At 20.6% G+C, this 19,078-nt stretch carries 15 protein-coding genes and 1 tRNA gene; 14 read left to right on the forward strand and 2 right to left on the reverse strand.

Annotated elements, in window-relative coordinates; all coding sequences use genetic code 11:
- Positions 1-49 precede the first annotated feature (49 nt).
- Both gyrB and F1741_RS01315 read right to left on the reverse strand, forming a co-directional pair.
- Positions 50-1,957, reverse strand: a complete 1,908-nt coding sequence (gene gyrB / locus F1741_RS01310) for a DNA topoisomerase (ATP-hydrolyzing) subunit B (protein WP_152309812.1) — start codon at positions 1,955-1,957, stop codon at positions 50-52.
- A gap of 94 nt (positions 1,958-2,051) precedes the next feature.
- Positions 2,052-3,440: an rRNA adenine N-6-methyltransferase family protein gene (locus F1741_RS01315; protein WP_152309813.1), complete on the reverse strand. Its 1,389-nt coding sequence runs from the start codon at positions 3,438-3,440 to the stop codon at positions 2,052-2,054.
- Between the two features lie 700 nt (positions 3,441-4,140).
- Here F1741_RS01315 and tig point away from each other — a divergent pair.
- The 14 genes from tig (at position 4,141) to ruvX (ending at position 19,077) form a co-directional block, all read left to right on the forward strand.
- Positions 4,141-5,469 carry a trigger factor gene (gene tig / locus F1741_RS01320; RefSeq protein ID WP_152309814.1) on the forward strand — a complete coding sequence of 443 codons (1,329 nt, stop codon included), beginning with the start codon at positions 4,141-4,143 and terminating at the stop codon, positions 5,467-5,469.
- A gap of 155 nt (positions 5,470-5,624) precedes the next feature.
- Positions 5,625-8,009: an endopeptidase La gene (lon, locus tag F1741_RS01325; RefSeq protein ID WP_244609566.1), complete on the forward strand. Its 2,385-nt coding sequence runs from the start codon at positions 5,625-5,627 to the stop codon at positions 8,007-8,009.
- Positions 7,999-8,238, forward strand: coding sequence for a hypothetical protein (locus tag F1741_RS01330; RefSeq protein WP_152309815.1), 240 nt, complete (start codon positions 7,999-8,001; stop codon positions 8,236-8,238). The genes lon and F1741_RS01330 overlap by 11 nt, the downstream gene beginning before the upstream one ends.
- A gap of 124 nt (positions 8,239-8,362) precedes the next feature.
- Positions 8,363-8,557: a 30S ribosomal protein S21 gene (rpsU, locus tag F1741_RS01335; RefSeq protein ID WP_152309816.1), complete on the forward strand. Its 195-nt coding sequence runs from the start codon at positions 8,363-8,365 to the stop codon at positions 8,555-8,557.
- Positions 8,558-8,725: 168 nt separating this feature from the next.
- The gene (gene ybeY, locus F1741_RS01340) at positions 8,726-9,130 is read left to right on the forward strand and encodes an rRNA maturation RNase YbeY (RefSeq protein WP_152309817.1); all 405 of its coding nucleotides are present in this window, start codon (positions 8,726-8,728) and stop codon (positions 9,128-9,130) included.
- Positions 9,131-9,178: 48 nt separating this feature from the next.
- Complete coding sequence (gene era / locus F1741_RS01345; protein ID WP_152309818.1) at positions 9,179-10,000, forward strand: GTPase Era; 822 nt, start codon at positions 9,179-9,181, stop codon at positions 9,998-10,000.
- Between the two features lie 62 nt (positions 10,001-10,062).
- On the forward strand, positions 10,063-11,421 hold the full coding sequence (locus F1741_RS01350; RefSeq protein ID WP_152309819.1) for a glycine--tRNA ligase: 1,359 nt from the start codon (positions 10,063-10,065) through the stop codon (positions 11,419-11,421).
- A 57-nt stretch (positions 11,422-11,478) separates the two neighbouring features.
- On the forward strand, positions 11,479-13,488 hold the full coding sequence (locus F1741_RS01355; RefSeq protein WP_152309820.1) for a DNA primase: 2,010 nt from the start codon (positions 11,479-11,481) through the stop codon (positions 13,486-13,488).
- Between the two features lie 55 nt (positions 13,489-13,543).
- Positions 13,544-14,785 carry an RNA polymerase sigma factor RpoD gene (gene rpoD / locus F1741_RS01360; protein WP_425305177.1) on the forward strand — a complete coding sequence of 414 codons (1,242 nt, stop codon included), beginning with the start codon at positions 13,544-13,546 and terminating at the stop codon, positions 14,783-14,785.
- Positions 14,782-15,231, forward strand: a complete 450-nt coding sequence (locus F1741_RS01365) for a tRNA (adenine(22)-N(1))-methyltransferase TrmK (RefSeq protein ID WP_152309821.1) — start codon at positions 14,782-14,784, stop codon at positions 15,229-15,231. The genes rpoD and F1741_RS01365 overlap by 4 nt, the downstream gene beginning before the upstream one ends.
- A gap of 153 nt (positions 15,232-15,384) precedes the next feature.
- Positions 15,385-15,461: transfer RNA gene (locus F1741_RS01370), tRNA-Arg, on the forward strand.
- 160 nt (positions 15,462-15,621) lie between these two features.
- Positions 15,622-15,810: a 50S ribosomal protein L32 gene (gene rpmF, locus F1741_RS01375; RefSeq protein WP_152309822.1), complete on the forward strand. Its 189-nt coding sequence runs from the start codon at positions 15,622-15,624 to the stop codon at positions 15,808-15,810.
- A 160-nt stretch (positions 15,811-15,970) separates the two neighbouring features.
- On the forward strand, positions 15,971-18,643 hold the full coding sequence (gene alaS / locus F1741_RS01380) for an alanine--tRNA ligase (protein ID WP_152309823.1): 2,673 nt from the start codon (positions 15,971-15,973) through the stop codon (positions 18,641-18,643).
- On the forward strand, positions 18,640-19,077 hold the full coding sequence (gene ruvX / locus F1741_RS01385; RefSeq protein ID WP_152309824.1) for a Holliday junction resolvase RuvX: 438 nt from the start codon (positions 18,640-18,642) through the stop codon (positions 19,075-19,077). Before alaS ends, ruvX begins: the two co-directional genes overlap by 4 nt.
- Position 19,078 lies beyond the last annotated feature (1 nt).

Consider the following 19,078-nt stretch of genomic DNA (forward strand, 5'->3'; position numbering starts at 1 on the left):
ACATAATTATCGCCTATGTATTATTTAATTTATTTTTTTATTTAATTTTTTAAATATCTAAATCTGCATAGATAGCATTTTCTTTTATAAAATCTCTTCTAGTAGAAACTTCTTCTCCCATTAACATACTAAAAGTTCTATCTGCTTCTAAAACATCTTCTAAATTTACTTGTAGTAAAGTTCTTTTTTCAGGATTCATGGTAGTATCCCAAAGTTGTTCTGGGTTCATTTCTCCTAGACCTTTATATCTTTGTATAACGAATTTGTTTTTTTCATTTTTTATTAAAAAATCTTTAATATCTTTCTCATTATACATATAATGAGTTTTTTTGTTATATTGAATCTTATATAAAGGAGGTTGTGCAAAATAAATAAAACCTTTTTCTATTAAAGTTCTGAAATTTCTAAAAAAGAAAGTTAATAGTAATGTTCTTATATGAGCTCCATCTACATCTGCATCTGTCATAATGATAATACGATGATATCTTAATTTGGCTAAATTAAATTCTTTATCAAAACCTGTTCCTATAGCTTGTATTAAAGAAATAATTTCACTGTTACTTAATACTTTTTCTAAACGTGATTTTTCTACATTTATTATTTTTCCTCTTAAAGGTAAAATAGCTTGATATTTAGAATCTCTTCCTTGTTTAGCAGAACCTCCGGCTGAATCACCTTCGACGATATATAGTTCGGATAATGATGGTTCTTTAGTATAACAATCTGCTAATTTTGAAGCAAATCCGAAAGAATCTAAAGGAGTTTTTCTACGTGTAATTTCTCTCGCTCTTTTCGCAGCTATTCTAGCTTTTATCGATAGTAAGCATTTTTCAACTATTTTTTTTGCTTCTTTAGGATTTTCTAATAGATATCTTTCAAAATTTTCTCCAAAAGTTTTAGAAATTAGTTGTTTTATTTCTATATTTCCTAGTTTAGTTTTAGTTTGTCCCTCGAATACAGGGTTACTATATTTTAGAGAAATAATAACTGTAATCCCTTCTAAAGTATCTTCACTAATAAAGTTAATATCTTTTTTTAAAAAATTTTTTTCTTTTGCGTATTTGTTTAAAATTCTGTTTAAAGATATTTTAAATCCTTCTTCATGTGTTCCTCCTTCTAGAGTAGGTATATTATTAACAAAGGAATAAATATTAGTAGAGTAGTTTTCAGAATATTGTAAAGATAATTCAAAAGAAATATCATCTGAATTATATTCTTGATAAAATTCTGTATTTATATTTTTTTTATTTTCGTTTAAATATTTAAGATATTCTTTGATACCGCCTTCATAACAAAAATTAAAATTTTTATTTGGATAAATTCTGGAATCTACAAGATGTAATTGGATGTTTTTATTTAGAAAAGCTAATTGTTGAGTTCTGTTTTTAATAATTTCTAAACGATAAGAAAAATTATCCATTTCTTTGAAAATTTCGTTATCAGGTAAAAAAGTTATAATAGTTCCTGTTTTATTAGTTTCACCTTTTTTTTGTAAAGTAGTCACAGGTATTCCTTTTTCATATTTTTGAAAATATATTTTATTATTTAAGTGTATTTCTACTGTAAACCAAGATGAAAGCGCATTAACTACGGAAGCTCCTACTCCATGTAATCCGCCAGATATTTTATAGGATTTGTTATTAAATTTGCCTCCTGCATGTAATGTAGTTAAAATAGTTTCTACAGCTGGTTTTTGGGTTTTTGGATGTATATCTACAGGTATTCCACGACCATTATCAGAAACACGAATTACATTATTAGGTAAAATTTCTAAAATAATTTTATTTGCAAAACCAGCTAATGCTTCATCTATAGAATTATCAACTATTTCCCAGATTAAATGATATAAACCTTTTTCTGAAGTAGAACCAATATACATACCTGGTCTTATTCTAACAGCTTCTAATCCTTCTAAAATTTGAATACTTTCAGCATTGTAATCTTTATTTTTAAACATTTATTAAGATTTAACTCCTTAAATTTAATTTTTATATTATTTAATTATAATTTCAATTTTATAATTATTTTTCATTATTTTTAATTTTTTTATTTTATTCTTTTGAATATGTATAAACACTTACCGGAATTAATTGAGAAATAAAAATACAATTATTTTCTTTTTTTAATCTTGTAACTTGTCTTTTTTGTTTTTCAAATAATTTAAATCGATATTCCATATATTTAATATTGTTATTGTTGATTAATGTTTCTATACTTGATTTAAATTTTTGAAAATTTTTTTCATCAAAAATAGATAGTGGTAAAGTAGATACAACACCTTTTATCTTTTCTGGTTGTATTTTTTGTTCTTGTATTAATTCTAAAAAATCAGAAGCATTTCCTTGTATAACAATTAATTTAGGATATTTGTTTTTAAGTTCTTTACACAATTCAGAATCAATTTCAATGGATATTATATTTTCTTCTCCAAATTTATCAATTAAATATTGAGTTACATTACCAGAACCAGATCCTAGTTCTAAAATTTTATTTTTTTCTGATTCTAATTGTTTTTTTGTTAAGTTTGAAATTTTTTGAAAATATTCTGATACTTCAGCTGATTCCGGAAATAAACCTGCACCCATTATATTAGGTTTTAATATTGCTTTTTTTGCATGTTGCCAATCTTGGATATTATGAGATATAATAGACATCAAAAATAGAATTATTAAAAATAACAAAATATTAAAAAAATTATTTTGGATTTTTTTTGTCAAAATAATCCAAAAAAATAAACTTAATAATAAAAATGAAAATATTATTCTTATAAAACATAATAAAAAATGTTCTTTATTATAAGGATTAATAAATTGTTTTTTCATAAAAATAATAAAATCAAAATTATTTTGAAAAAATAGATTTATTAATATTTGTAAAATGAAGAAAATAATAAAATATATTATCGGAGATAAAAAAAATAGAATTTGTTTAATTTTATTTTGCTTTAAATCAAGAATAAATTTTTGATTATCTGAAAATGAGTTTTTTTTAAAATTTTTAATATAAAAAACGCAAAGCAAAGAAGGAATTATTATATATTCTAAGTAATATATTATTATATTCAATCCGCAGTTTTTTGTTGTAGGATAAATATTCCAATCTCGTATCAAAGATTTTATTATAAAAGAATTTATTAAAGTGCTTATAAAAGTACAAAATATTAGATAATTTTTTTTCTTATTGTGATTTTTTATTTTAGATGATAGACTAAAAAAAATTATAATAAGAATAAAAAAATTATTATATTTAGCAAAAGATAAATAATCATACCATTTAAAATCTTCATAAATAAAATTTTCTTTATAAATATTAAAACTATGAAAAATACCTAAAATTATAGTAGTAAATGTTATTATAAAAAAAATAAAATTAAAAAAATTTTTTTTTTTATTATTTTTTTCCGTATTTTTTTGAATATTTTTTTTTATTATTTTTATCATTATTTTTATTTAAATAAACCTTTCTTATTGTATATGTAAAAAAAACTCTTTTTGATAAAAAAAATTTTTTCTGTTCTTCATAATATTAATTATGATTTGTAATTACCTTATAATATTGTATAATTTTATAGTGTGAATAATAAAATAATTATTATTATAATCAGATTATTATTATATTACAAAAAACATTAAAAACATTATAAAACAAAACATTTTAAAAAAACAAATAATAAAAAAACGCATTTTTTTATTTTTTTCTAATTTAAAATTCCAACAAATTTTAAATTAGAAAAATATTAGAAAAAAAGAAAATAATTAAAAATAAAGAATTTTAAAATAATTTTTATTATTCAATTTTACATTTTAATTTTATTTTTTTAATTTATTGTATAATTTAATAATAACATACAAATTAATTTTATTTTTTTTATCTAAATATTTATTTGAATTATAATGAAAAGTTTTTAATTTTTTTGTTAAAATTATTTTTTTCAAATATAAAAAATAATTTATATTTTTTTAATTTGTTTTTTATTTTGGAATTGAATTTATTTTTTCTATTAAATTGAAATCATAATTTTAAAATCAAAATTTAAGTATGTGAATTATCAATAAATAATTTAAAATGTTTTATTATTAATGATCATTTAAAATGTAATCTTTTTTTTAAAAGTTTTTTTGAAAAGAATGTAGGTAAATAATGGAAATTAAAAAAATTAATGATAATTTTTTACAGTTTCATTTTCGTATATATAATGAAGAATTTGAAGATTATTTAAAATGTGCTTTTGATAATATAAAAGATAAAATAGAGATCAAAGGTTTTCGAAAAGGTTTTGTACCTAGAGATGTTTTTAAAAAAAAAATAGGAGATAAAAAACTTTATTCAGATGCTTTTGATATTTTATTAAAAAGCAAAATACAAAAAATATTAGAAAATCAGAATAATTTTTCTATTTTGGATAATCCGAAATTAATTAGTTGTGAAATAGAAAATTTAGATAAGAATGATTTTTTTGATTTTTCATTAGAATTTCCTTTGAAACCAAGTATTGTTTTATGTGATTATAAAAAAATTTTCATAAGCAATATTTCAAAGGAAAATGTTAGTTCTGAAGAAATTGATAATGAAATTAGTGTATTTCTTCAAAAGAATAATTTTTATTTATCTAAACTTTATTTATCTAAATCAAATAATTTACCTTTAGAAGAAAGTGATTTAGCTATTTTAGATTTAAAAATATTGTATAATGAAGAAAAAAAAGATGAAAATAATGAAATTAAAAATATTTCTTTAGAAATTGGAAAAAATCAATTTCTTCCAGGTTTTGATGAAGGAATTAAAGGTATGAAAATAAATGAAAATCGAAATTTTTCTTTATTAATACCTAATGATTTTTTTGATAAAAATGATAATAACAAAAATATTTCTAAAAAAATCTTTTTTGATGTTTTATTAAAAGATATAAAAATAAGAGATAAAAATTTTTATTTAAATGATGATTTTGTTAAAAGTTTGAAAATAGATAACATTTCAACTTTAAAAGATTTAAAAGAATTTATTAAAAAAAAATTGGAAAATGAAAAAGAAAATTTGTTTCAACAAAATCAAAAAGAAGAAGTATTAGATTTTTTAATTAAAAATTCTGTTGTAGAATTAAATAATAATTTTATTATTGATGAGATTAATTATTTAAAAAAAATTTTTTTACAAAAATTAAAACAAAGTAATCTTGATTTGGATAAATATCTATCCATGTACCAAATTAGTAAAAAAGATTTTGAAGATAAAATTAAACAACAAGCTTTAAAAAATTTAAAAACTTATTTTATATTAAAAGAAATTGCTGAAAAAGAAAATATAAAAATTTCAACTGAAGAATTAGAAAAAAGTTATGAAAAAATTAATTTAGATTATAATATTTCCTTTGAAAAGATAAAAGAAAATGATTTTTTACAAAAAAAAGTTCAAGAAGATCTTTTAATTAATAAAACTATTTCTTTTTTATTAAAAAATTTTATATGTTAAGTTTTATTAATTTTTGATACTATTTAATTATTTAAATATTAATTCTATGTTTTTATATTTATTAAGTTATATTTTATTTATGTATAATTCAGTAACTATGAAGACAATTATAATTATTATTTTAATTTTTGACGGATTAAGGATGTGAGGAAATTATGGATAAAATTATGGATAAAAACAAAAAAGCAGAATTAGAAAATATTCCAAAAGAACTACCTTCAATTATTGTTAGAGATGTTATTCCGATTCCTTTTAACGATTTAAGAGTTGAAATAGGACGTTCTTTTTCTATAAATGCTTTAAATTTTGTTGAAAAAAATAAATCACCTTATGTTATTATTTTGATACAAAAGGATTTTTTAAAAGATAATCCAAAAATATCTGATATAGAACAATATGGAGTTTTGTCTAAGGTTTTATTATCTATCAAAATAGATGAAGATCTTTATAAAGTGAAATTTCGTATTATAAAAAGAATAAAAGTACAAAAAATAACAAAAAATAACGATCTTTATATGACTAAATATAAAGATGTACCAGTTGTTTTAGGAGATTTACAGGAAGAAAAAGCTTTAATAAAATTAATAATGCAACAAATTTCTAGTAATATTAATAAAATTTTATTAATATCCGAAAATGCTTTTTTAGAACAGATCAAACACGGAATAACAACTGAAAAAGCTTCAGATTTGATTATTTTTTCATTAAAAATTGAAGAAAAGAATAAATATAAATATCTTAAGGAAACTCATTTGAATAAGAGACTAATGTATATTTTACAAGATATACAAATGAGAATAGAAATTATAGAATTAGAAAATAAAATCAATTCAGAAGTTAAGAAAAGTATTGATGAAAATCAGAAAGAATTTTATTTAAGAGAGAAAATGCGTGCTATTCAAAACGAGTTAGGAGATAGAGCGAAAAAAGAAGAAGAAATAGAAGATTTAAGAAATAAAATAAATTCTTCTAAAATGCCTATGAATATAAAAGAAAAAGCTTTACAAGAATTATCTCGCTATCAAAGTATTTCTTCAGCAATTGCTGATTCTTTCGTTATTCGTAATTATTTAGATTTTTTAATTGCTTTGCCTTGGGGAAAACAAAGTAAAGATATTAATGATTTAGAAAAAATCCAAATTATTTTAGATAAAAATCATTATGGATTAAAAAAAGCTAAAGAGCGTATTATAGAATATGCTGCTGTAAAAATAATGACTAAACGTAATCCACAAACTATTATTTGTTTAGTGGGACCTCCAGGAGTTGGTAAAACTACTTTAGCTATTTCTATTGCAGAATCTTTAGGCAGAAAGTTTGTCAAACAATCTTTAGGAGGATTACAAGAAGAGAGTGAAATTAGAGGTCATAGAAGAACTTATGTAGGAGCAATGCCAGGACGTATTTTGAATGGTATTAAAGATGTAGGTGTTATTAATCCTGTTTTTTTATTAGATGAGATAGATAAATTAGTAAATAATTTTCAACATGACCCAGCTTCTTCTTTATTAGAAGTTTTAGACCCTAAACAAAATAAAAGTTTTGTAGATCTTTATTTATCTGAACCTTTTGATTTATCAAAAGTTTTGTTTATTACAACTGCTAATGATCTGAGTAATGTTTCTGATCCTTTAAAAGATCGTTTAGAAATAATAGAATTAAATTCTTATACAGAACAAGATAAATTGATTATAGCTAAAGAACATTTATTACCTAAACTATTAAAAGATCATGGTATTGATCAAGAACAATTTGTAATTGATGATTCAACAATTATGTATATTGTAAGACATTATACTAAGGAAGCCGGAGTAAGAAATTTAAATAAACAGATTGCGAATTTGATTAGAAAAGCTGTCAAAGATATCTTAATAAATAAAACAAAAAAAATTACTATAGATCAAAATAATATTGAAAATTTTTTAGGAAAAGTTATTTATCAACATTTATTACCTACTACTAAAAATCAAATAGGTGTAGTAAATGGATTAGCTTATACAGCTTTTGGAGGAGATATTTTACCCGTAGAAGTTACTTATTATAAAGGTAGTGGAAAACTTGTTCTTACTGGTCATTTAGGCAAAGTTTTGGAAGAAAGTGCAATTACTGCTTTTAGTTTTTTAAAATCTAATGCGAAAAAATTAGGTATTGAATACAATATTTTTGATTCTAATGATTTTCATATTCATTTTTTAGAAGGCGCTATTCCTAAGGATGGTCCTTCTGCTGGTGTGACTATAGCAACTTCTATTTTTTCAGCTATTAAAGGAAAATTTGTTAGAAAAGATATAGGTATGACAGGTGAGATTACTTTAAGAGGTTCAATTTTACCTATAGGAGGTTTAAAAGAAAAGGCTATTGCTGCTAATAGAAGTGGTTTAAGTACTATTTTTATTCCTAAAGATAATATTAAAGATATAGATGATATACCAGAAGAAGTTAGATCAAAATTAGAAATAATTACAATAGAAAATGCTAATGATGTTTTTTTAAAAGCTTTAGTATTGCCTCAAGAGGAGGTTTTTAACAATGTTATATAATTTTTTTATATTAAAAAAAACTTTTTTGTTATATATGAATTGTATTTTAATTATTTTATTTATTTTGTTTTCTTCCGAAAAAAATATTATAGATATGTTCGCAGAACAATACGGAAATTATCAAACTCCTAAATCTGAAAAATTTTTTGATTGTATTATTTTTTGTTTTATAACAATTCTTTTTTTGCATTCTTATTTTAATTTAAAAATACAATTTTCATCATTATAGTTAATGTTTGTGATATAATACTGTTAAAGTTCTTTGTTTGGATTTTAGATTTTTTTATTTTTTGAGTTAGTTTTTATTTTTATAAAAAAAATTTTTATAAAAAAAAGGAGTGTTAAATTTAATAATGACTAAAACTGTTGTTAAAAAAGATGAAAATTTTGAAGATACTTTGCGTCGTTTTAGACGTGATACTTCCAAATCGGGTATTTTGGCGCAAGCTCGTAAAAAGGAATTTTATGTTAAACCTAGTACAGAAAGAAAAAATCGTAGAAAAAGTCTTAATATGAAAAAAAAGAAAAAAATTAATTTTTCTAAATAAAATTTTTAATTTAATCAAAGCAAATCAAAGCAAAATTTTTATTCGAAATTGTTTAAGCAACTAAAAAATATATAAGGCAGTTGCTTTTTTATTTTTGCTAAATTTTATAAATTTAATAATTTTTTATATTAAGTGATTTATTTGGATTAAAGGAGAAAAAAATTTTTAATGGAGATTAAAATACATAATCAAACAAAAATGAAAATTTATGATTTAAAATCAAAATTATTTATGGTTTTTAACTCTATTTTGGATGATAAAAAAATGCATATTATTTTTATAGAAAATGAAAAAATGCAGAAAATGAATTTTTATTATAGAAATAAAAATTATCCTACAGATATTTTAACTTTTATAAATGAAATAGATGATGATTCATTAGGAGATGTTTTTATTTCTTTAACTGAAGCTTTACTACAAGCTGATCATTTTTGTTGTAATTTTATAAAAGAAGTTTGTTTTTTATCTTTGCATGGTTATTTGCATTTAAAAGGCTATAAAGATGAAAATTACGAAGAACTTAACGGAATGATAAATATACAAAATCAAATATTAAGTAAATATATTTTTTAATTTTAATTTATTTTTTTGAACTATTTTTAAAATGAAGAGGTTGTTTTTTTGTTTAAATCAGGTTTTGTGTCTATTATAGGCAAGACTAATGTTGGAAAATCTACTTTATTAAATATTTTAATAAAAAATAAAATTTCTATTACTAGTTCTAAAACTAATACTACTTTAATCCAAATTATGGGTGTTTGTAATGAGTCAGATTATCAATTAGTTTTTTTTGATAATCCTGGCATAAATTGGAAAAATAATTTTTTAACTTTTAAAAACATTCAAGATTCAGATATTATTTTATTTGTAGTAGATAGAGAGTATAAAGATAAAGATCAGAAAATTTTAAATATTTTAAATAAATATAAAAGTAAAATTTTCTTAATTATTAATAAAATTGATATTTTAAAAAATAAGATGCTTATAGATAAAATTATTATAAGTTATTTAACAAAATTTAGTTTTGATGAAATTATACCTTTATCATGCTTGAAAGAAAAAAATTTATGTATTTTAAAACAAAAGATTTTGTTATATTTAGATCAAAAAAAACCTTATTTTTCTAAAAATTTTTTAACAAATATTACTAAAAAAGAATTGATATCAGATTTAATCAGAGAGAAAGTTCTTTTATATATTAATAGTGAAATTCCTTATTTTTGTAGAATTTTAGTAGAAAATATTTTTTTGAATGAAGGTTTGAGTTTGATGAATATTGACGCTTCTATTGTAGTCAAAAAGGAAAGTCATAAAAAGATTATTATTGGCAAACACGGAAGTAAAATTAAACAAATAGGTATGGATGCTAGAAAAGAAATTAGTCATATTTTTAAAATTAAAATTTTTTTAAATTTGTATATTAAATTAAATAAAAAGAATTAATTTTATTTTTTTATCAAAAATTTAATAAAAAAATAAAATTTAAAATATAAAAGGAATATAAAATGTTATCTCTAAAAGAAATAATTGATTTTTCAAAACAAAATGGTTTTATTTTCCCAGGTAGTGAAATTTATGGTGGTTTATCTAGTAGTTTTGATTATGGACCTTTAGGTAGTTTACTTAAAAAAAATATTAAAAAAGCTTGGATTAAAAAATTTATTCAAGAAAATGAAAATAATTTTTTAATTGATAGTTCTATTTTGTTAAATTCTAAAGTATGGGAATCTTCGGGTCATTTAACTTTTTTTATTGATTTATTAGCAGAAAATAAAGACAATAATAAACGTTATAGAGCAGATATTTTAATCAAAAATCATAATCCTAGTATTGATGTAAATAGTTTAGATACACAGCAAATGACAGAATATTTGATTACAAATAAAGTTTTAGGGACTTCGAATTGGGCCCCGATACAAAAATTTAATTTATTATTTAAAACTTACCAAGGTGTTGTTTTAGATAAAGCTCTTCCGTTATATTTAAGACCTGAAACTTGCCAAGGTATTTTTATTAATTTTAAAAACATTTTAAAAACAACCAGAAAGAAGATACCTTTTGGTATTGGACAAATTGGTAAATCTTTCCGTAATGAGATTACAACTAGTAATTTTATATTTAGAACTTGTGAATTTGAACAAATGGAGTTAGAATTTTTTTGCGAACCTTCTGAATATGAAAAATGGTTTTTTTTTTGGCAAAATTATATTTGTAAATTTCTTTTAGAATTAGGTTTGGATTCTGATAAAATAAAATTAAGAGAAAACACTGAAAAAGAGTTAAGTCATTATTCCAACAAAACTACTGATATTTTATTTAATTTTCCTTGGGGTTTTGATGAATTATGGGGATTGGCTTCTAGAACTGATTTTGATTTAAAGACACATCAAAAATTTTCAGGAAAAGATTTACAATATTTTGATGAAATTAAAAAAGAAAAATTTTGGCCTTTTGTTATTGAACCTTCTGTAGGAGTTGAAAGATTATTTTTAGCTATTATATCTAATTCTTTGTTTTATGAAAAAATAGAAGATTTTAAAACTAGAATCGTTCTTAAAATACATCCTTTTTTGTCTCCTTATAAGATAGCTATTTTACCTTTAATTAAAAAAGAACATTCTATTAAAGCTAAACAAATTCAAAAAGAATTATCTTCTTTTTTTGAGGTAGATTATGACGAAAATAGAAGTATTGGTAAAAGGTACAGAAGACAAGATATGATAGGTACTCCTTTTTGTTGTACTATAGATAATGAAACTTTATTAAATAATACTGTCACTATTAGGGATAGAGATACATTATTACAAGATAAAATTAATATAGAAGAAATTAAACCTTATATAGAAAAAAAAATATTTTTTTAATTTTTGCTCTAAAATAAAAAAAACTTAAATTTAAAATTAAAAAATGGTGTAATTTTTATGAATAAAAATTTGATCAGAGAAATAAATAAAAAAATCTCTATTTTAGAATTAGTCACAAAATGTGGAATAGACCTAAAAAAAACAGGAAAAAATTTTATGGGTTTATGCCCTTTTCATAATGAAAAAACACCTTCTTTTTCTGTTTCTCCTGAAAAAAATATTGCTTTATGTATGTCTTGTTTAAAAGGTGGTTCTCCTTTAAAGTTTTATAAACAATTCAAAGGTATTTCGTTTTCTGAAGCTATTTTAGAGTTATCTAAAGATTTTGATATCAAATTATCATCTTCTTTTTTGAAATTAAAATCTGTTGTTCATCCTTTATATATGGTTTTAGAAGACACTAATCAATATTATCGTAATAGTTTAAAATCTTTTTTTCGTTATGATATTCAATATAATTCATTTAACGAGAATAATTCTGAAATATATAAAAATTTTAATTTAAAAAATTTATTTAGGACAAATATTGAACATTTCTCTTTATATTCTTATTTGCAAGAAAGAAAATTAAATTTAGGATTAATTGAAGAATTTAATATAGGATTTACTGGTTTATATCATAATTCTTTAACTAAATATTTGTTAGAAGAAAAAAAATATGATTTAAAACAAATATTAAAATCAAAATTAGTTAAGAAGAAAGAAAATAGCGATCAATATTATGATTTTTTTAGAAATAGATTAATTTTACCTTTAAAAGATGATCAAGGTCAGATAGTTGGATTTGTTGGTCGTTTAATAGATTCAAATCACCAAACAAAAGAAATTAAATATTTATTTAATTCAGAAACAATTTTTTTTAAGAAAAAAAATTTGTTATATCGTTTTTTTGAACATTATGAATTTATAAAACAAAAAAAAGAAATTATTTTGTGTGAAGGTTTTTTTGATGTTATTGCTTTTTTTAAATTAAACAAAAAAAATGTTGTTGCAACTATGGGAACACAGTTAACTCAACAACAAATTAATCTTTTTAAAAAAAATGTTGAAAATGTTTTAGTTGCTTATGATGGAGATTCATCAGGAAAAGAAGCTGCTTTGAAAATATCTCAAATACTGAATTATAATGGTTTTATAGTTAAAATATTGTTTTTGAATCAAAATATGGATCCTGATCAGTGCATTAATTTTCATATAGAAAATAAATTAGATTTTGATTCTTTTTTGCAAAATAACACTAAAGATTTTATATTTTATACAATAGAAGAAAAGATTAAAATATTGAAAAATAAAGATATTAAAATATTAGAACAAGATATTTTTAATTTATTAAAATTTCATAAAAGAAAAAATCAAGAATATTATCAAAAACAAATATATGTTAAATATCAAATTTATGTTGATATTAGTAACTATATTCCTTCAGAAAAAATTTTCAAAGGAAAATCTTATAATAATATTTTTTTTAATATTAGCCAAAAGATAAATAATAGTATCGAAAATAACATTAGTATTCATGAAATAAATATAATAAGTGATATATTTTTAAATAAAGAATATATTAATTTTATTCAAGATGATATTATTAATTATATTTCAAATCCTTTTGTTATAGAAATTATTGATAAAATAAAAGAGTATTATGATATTTATGCTTCTGAATATGAAATTATTAATGGAATTAATATGGAAAATTTTATTAAAAATTATAGTTTTTTTTTGAATAAATTAGATAATGATTTTCCTATTTATAATTTACTAATAGAAATTAAACAAAGTATTTGTTTTAAAAGAAAAAAAAGAATAGAAAATAAAGAAGATTTAAAAATTTTTTATTATCAATTAAAAATTAATAGTATTTTGCAAGAAATAGACAGCATCAAAAAAGAAAGAGAAAATATACTAAAAACAAAAAAACCAGAAACATCAATAAGTAAAGAACAATTTAAAGAATTAACTCAAATTCTTAAATTACAAGAAAAAGAAATAGAACAAAAAAAAGAAGAAATTGAAAAAATAAAAGAAGAAATAAGAATTTTTAATACATATAAATATAATTTTCATTAAATTAATAATTTTTTAAAATTTATATTTTAAAAAAATAAGAAAAGGTAATATAAAAATGAAATTAAGAATATTTCAAAAAACGTTACATAAAAAAAAGTATTTTTTATTAGATAATAATATAAAAATGGAAGAATCTCTTTTATTTTCTAATTATAATAACCAAATAAAAAAAATTTTAAAATATATCAGTACTTTTTATAAGGATCAAAATTTTTTGAATAAAAATATTATTAATTTTTTGACTTTTTTAAATAAAAAAAATAAAATTGATTTATTTGAAAATATATCTGAAGAAATTAAAGAAGATGAAGAATCTTTATTAGAAGATTTAAATTTGGAAAAAATTTCAAATTCTATTAAGATAGATGATCCAGTTAAGATGTACTTAAAAGAAATAGGACAAATACCTTTATTAACTTTAGAAGAAGAAAAAGAAAAATCTAAGATGGTTTATGAAGGATTAGAAGCCAAAAAAAAGTTAGAAAAACATAAAAATAAAGAGATTATTTTGAGCGAAAAAGAAATTGAAGAAAATCAAAATATAATAGAAAAAGCTTTTTTAGCTAAAAGTAAATTAGTAGAAGCTAACTATCGTTTAGTTGTTTCTATTGCTAAGCGTTATATCGGCAGAAAAATTTTATTTTTAGACTTAATTCAAGAGGGAAATATGGGATTAATGAGAGCAGTAGATAAATTTGATTATAATAAAGGATTTAAATTTTCTACTTATGCTACTTGGTGGATAAGACAAGCAATTACTAGAGCAGTAGCTGATCAAGCTAGAACTATCAGAATTCCTGTTCATATTATAGAAACTATGAATAAAATTTCTCGTTGTAGAGGTAAATTGACACAAGATTTATCACGTAAGGCTGAAAATAAAGAAGTAGCTGCTAAAATGAATATTGATGCTAAACAAATTACTGATATTCAGATGATAGAAAAAGAAACTATTTCATTAGAATCTTCAGTAAGAGAAGAAGATGATTCTTCTTTAGGAGATTTTATTCACGATCCTAATGCTATTTCTCCGCATGATTATATGTTGCAAGAAACATTAAAAAAAACTTTAGACGAATCATTAGAAGAAGCACTTACTGATAGAGAAGAAAAAGTTTTAAAAATGCGTTATGGTCTTTTAGACGGACATATTTATACTTTGGAAGAGATAGGTAATAAATTTGGTGTAACTAGAGAAAGAATACGACAAATAGAGTCTAAAGCTTTAAGACGTTTAAGATCACCTTCTAGACAAAATAAGCTAAGAATGTTATATAATAACATTAACAAAAAATGAAAAGAATTGATTTTATTGTTAGTCTCATTAAAGGATATGATATTGTTTTAGATATAGGTACTGATCACGGTTTAATTTTAAAAAAAGCTTTTGATTTAAAATATATAAAAAAAGGAATTGCTACTGATATCAGAATAGAACCCTTGAATAATGCTAAGAAAAAATTAAAAAATTATCCCGTAGAATTTTATTTATGTGATGGATTAGAAAATATTAATATTATTAGTTTTGATTTAGTTTTGATTTGTGGTATGGGACCTCATACTATTATAAAAATTTTAAAAAAAAATCCTTGTTATGAAAAACATTTTTTGTTAGGATGTCAAGGTAAAGTTAATTATTTAATAGATTGGTTAAATCAGAATGGTTTTTTAATTTTAAAATCTTATGAAATTGTGGATAAATTTTCATATCTTTTTTTAAAGGTTATCAGATATAATAATTAATATTTATTCAATATATAATTATATATATCAAAAATTAAAAAAATATTGTAAATTTTAATCAATTGAAAAAAAAAATATTTTATGTATAATTTGTGTATAATATAGTGTGTTAAGCAAATAATTAATTTTTTTTATTTGTTTTTTCAATGAAAAGTTTGAGTAGCTCAGCTGGATAGAGCAACGGCCTTCTAAGCCGTCGGTCGGGGGTTCGAATCCCTTCTCAAACGCCATAATCATAATAATATTTTTTGATTTATTTTTTTAATTAAGTTTGTTAAGTAATATTTTTATTACTTAATAATTATTAAAGAAATATAATAATTTTTTTATTTTTGAATAAAATAATGATTATTTTATTAAAAAATAAAAAAAAAGGAGAATTATAAAAAAATGGCTGTCCCTTTTAGAAGAACTAGTAAAACTGCAAAAAGAAAAAGAAGAACACATTATAAGTTAAACGCTCCGACTTTAGTAAAATGTTCTATAACTGAAAATTTTACTTTGCCTCATCGTATAACACGTAATAGTGGATATTATAAAGGAAAATTGATTTTAAAAAATAATAAAAAAGATAATTAAATTATTTTTTTAATTTAAATTATCTTTTTTGTTTTATTTTTTTAAGTGTATGTATATATACTATTAATATTAATATGAAAATTTTCTAGGAAATAAAGATAAAATTTATTAATAATATAATAACGAGATACTAATTTAATATTAAGGATAAAAAAATTTAATGAAAAAAATAACTTCTAACCAGATAAGAAATATGTGGATAAACTTTTTTCTTCAAAAAGGGCATCATAAGGAAAATTCATTTTCTTTAATACCTCAACATGATCCTACTTTATTATGGATTAACGCCGGGGTTACTCCTTTGAAAAGATATTTTAATGGTGCTGAAAAAACTCCTTTTAAGAGAATAGTAAATGTGCAAAAGTGTCTTAGAACTAATGATATTGAAGAAGTAGGTAAAACTTCTCTTCATCATACTTTTTTTGAAATGTTAGGTAATTTTTCTATAGGTGATTATTTTAAAAAAGAAGCTATCAATTTTGCTTATGAATTTTTAATTTCTGAAAAATGGTTTTTTCTTCCTAAAAAGAAATTATATATTACTTATTTTGAAGAAGATAGAGAAACTTATTCCCTTTGGTTAAAAAAAGGTATTTCAGAATCAAATTTAATCCCTTTAAAAACAAATTTTTGGAATATAGGTGAAGGTCCTTGTGGTCCTTGTACAGAAATTTTTTTTGATAGAGGTTTTGAATATGATTCTAGAGGAATAGAGTTAATTTATAAAGATATTAAAAATAATCGTTTTGTTGAAATATGGAATATTGTTTTTTCACAATATAATTGTCAAAATAATTTAAATAAAAATGAATATAAACCGTTACCTAATAAAAATATAGATACAGGTGCTGGTTTAGAAAGATTAGCATGTATTTTACAAAATACGGAAACTAATTTCGAAACAGATCTTTTTTTACCTATAATTAATAATATTTCTTATTTAAGTAATGTTAAGTATGAAGGACAACAAGCTTTTAAAATAATTGCTGATCATATTAAAGCTTTGGTATTTTGTATTTCTGATGGAGCTATTTTTTCAAATTTAGGAAGAGGTTATGTTTTAAAAAGAATTTTGAGAAGAGCTTTTCAAAATGGAAAAAAAATAGGTTTTGTAGAACCTTTTTTGTTTAAATTAGTACCTTCTGTTATAAATATAATGAAAGTATTTTATCCTATTTTAGAGGAAAAAGAATTTTTAATTAGTGAAATGATTAAAGAAGAAGAAAATAAGTTTTTATTTCATTTGAAAAATGGAGAGAATATTTTTTCTAAATTAATAAAGAATAATCAATTGTCTGGTGAAAATTTTTTTAAATTGTATGATACTTTTGGAATTCCTAAAGAAGATATTTTAGAATACGCAAGAAATAGACAAATCAAAGTAGATTTGTCTAAATTTGATTTTTTGTTGCAAAAACAAAAAAATATGTCTCGTAATTTTATTAAAAATAATTGTAATACTAATTTGGAAAATAAAATTTTTTTATTTTCAGATTTTAAAGAAAAAAGTGAATTTATAGGGTATCAAAAATATTATATAAAAACAAAAGTTATTAAAATTTTTGATAAAGGTATTGTATTAAAAAAAACTCCTTTTTATGCTATTTCAGGAGGACAAATGTCTGATGAAGGTTTTATTGATAATATATTAATTAAAAAAGTTACTAAATTACCTAATGGACAATTTTTACATGAAATTCAACAAAAAGGTATTTTTTATGAAGGACAAGAAATTTTAGCTAAAATTGATATAGATAAAAGATTTAACAGTTCTTGCAATCATACAGCAACTCATCTTTTGTTAGAAGCTTTAAAAAAAATTTTAGGAAAACATGTTCAACAACAAGGTTCCTTTTTAGATAGCCAAATTTTAAGATTTGATTTTAATCATTATGCCAATCTTTCTTTTGAAAAATTAATTCAAATTGAAGATCAAATAAATGATTGGATTAATAATGAATATTTTATTCAAACAAAAACAAAATCTTTAGATTACTTAGACAATAATTCAAATTATTTAGATAATGAAAATTTTTTTAAAAATAAAGAATTTTTTTCCAAAGATCTAGTTAGAATAGTAAAAATAAATAATATTTCTTCTCAATTATGTTGTGGTACTCATGTTCAAAATACAAAAGAATTAAAAAGATTTTCTATTGTTTCTTATGAAATTATTGGTTCAGGTATGCATAGAATTGAAGCAACTACTGGAAAAAATATTAGTAATATTTTATCTCAAAAAACCAATCCTTTTTTTATAGAAGAACAACAAATATTGAAAAAAATTCAGAAAATGAAAGATTTTTTTGTTTCTGAAAAAAATAATAAATTTTTAGATAAAATGATAAATTTTAATAATAATTTGAAGTTATCTGTTATTACTAAAAATGATAGTTATAGGTATATTCAAAATTGTAAAGATTATTTAACTTTATTAAGAAAAAAATTATTAGAATATCAAAAAGAATTTTTAAAATTAAAAACTAAAATAACTTTAAAACAAGCTGATAAATTAATTCCTAATAAAATTGAAAAAGAAATTTTAATATTAATTAAAAAAGAAATAGAAAATATAGATGATTATATGTCTAAATTAATATTAGAATATTTATTTGATAAATTAAATATTGATTTTTTATGTTTATGTCGATTTAAAGAAAAAAAACTTTTTTTTGTTTGTAAAAGTAAAATTTTTAATATAAATATTTTTATAACTAAAATAAAGAAAAAAATAAAAGTTAAAGGTGGAGGTAATAATAATTTCGGACAAGGTATAATTGAAGATATTGTTTCGATAGAAGAATTTTTATCTAATTGGAGAAGTTTTTTATGAACAAAAAAAAAACATTCTTAGGTTTGGATCTAGGAGAAAAAACTTTAGGAGTAGCTTTTTCTGAATTTGGTATTTTTGCTTGCAATTTAAAAACTATATATTTTTCTAATCATAGATATGAAGAATTATTAACACCTTTAAAAAAAATTATTGAAGAACTAAATGTTCGAATGATAATTTTAGGGTATCCTAAACATATGAATAATGATTTAGGAATTAAAGCTAAAATTAGTTTAGATTTTAAAAAAAAAATAATTTTTTGGTTTGATTTTGTTAATGTAATTTTATGGGATGAACGTTTATCTACCCAACAAGCTTTACAGTTAATAAAAATTAACGATAAAAAAAAAATTAAATTAAAAGATGAAATATCAGCTATGATTATTTTACAAAGTTTTTTAAATTATTATCAGAATAATAATAATAAATTATAAA

Origin of the sequence: 'Cynodon dactylon' phytoplasma (genome assembly GCF_009268075.1) — a bacterium.
GTDB classification, from domain to species: domain Bacteria; phylum Bacillota_I; class Bacilli_A; order Acholeplasmatales; family Acholeplasmataceae; genus Phytoplasma; species Phytoplasma cynodontis.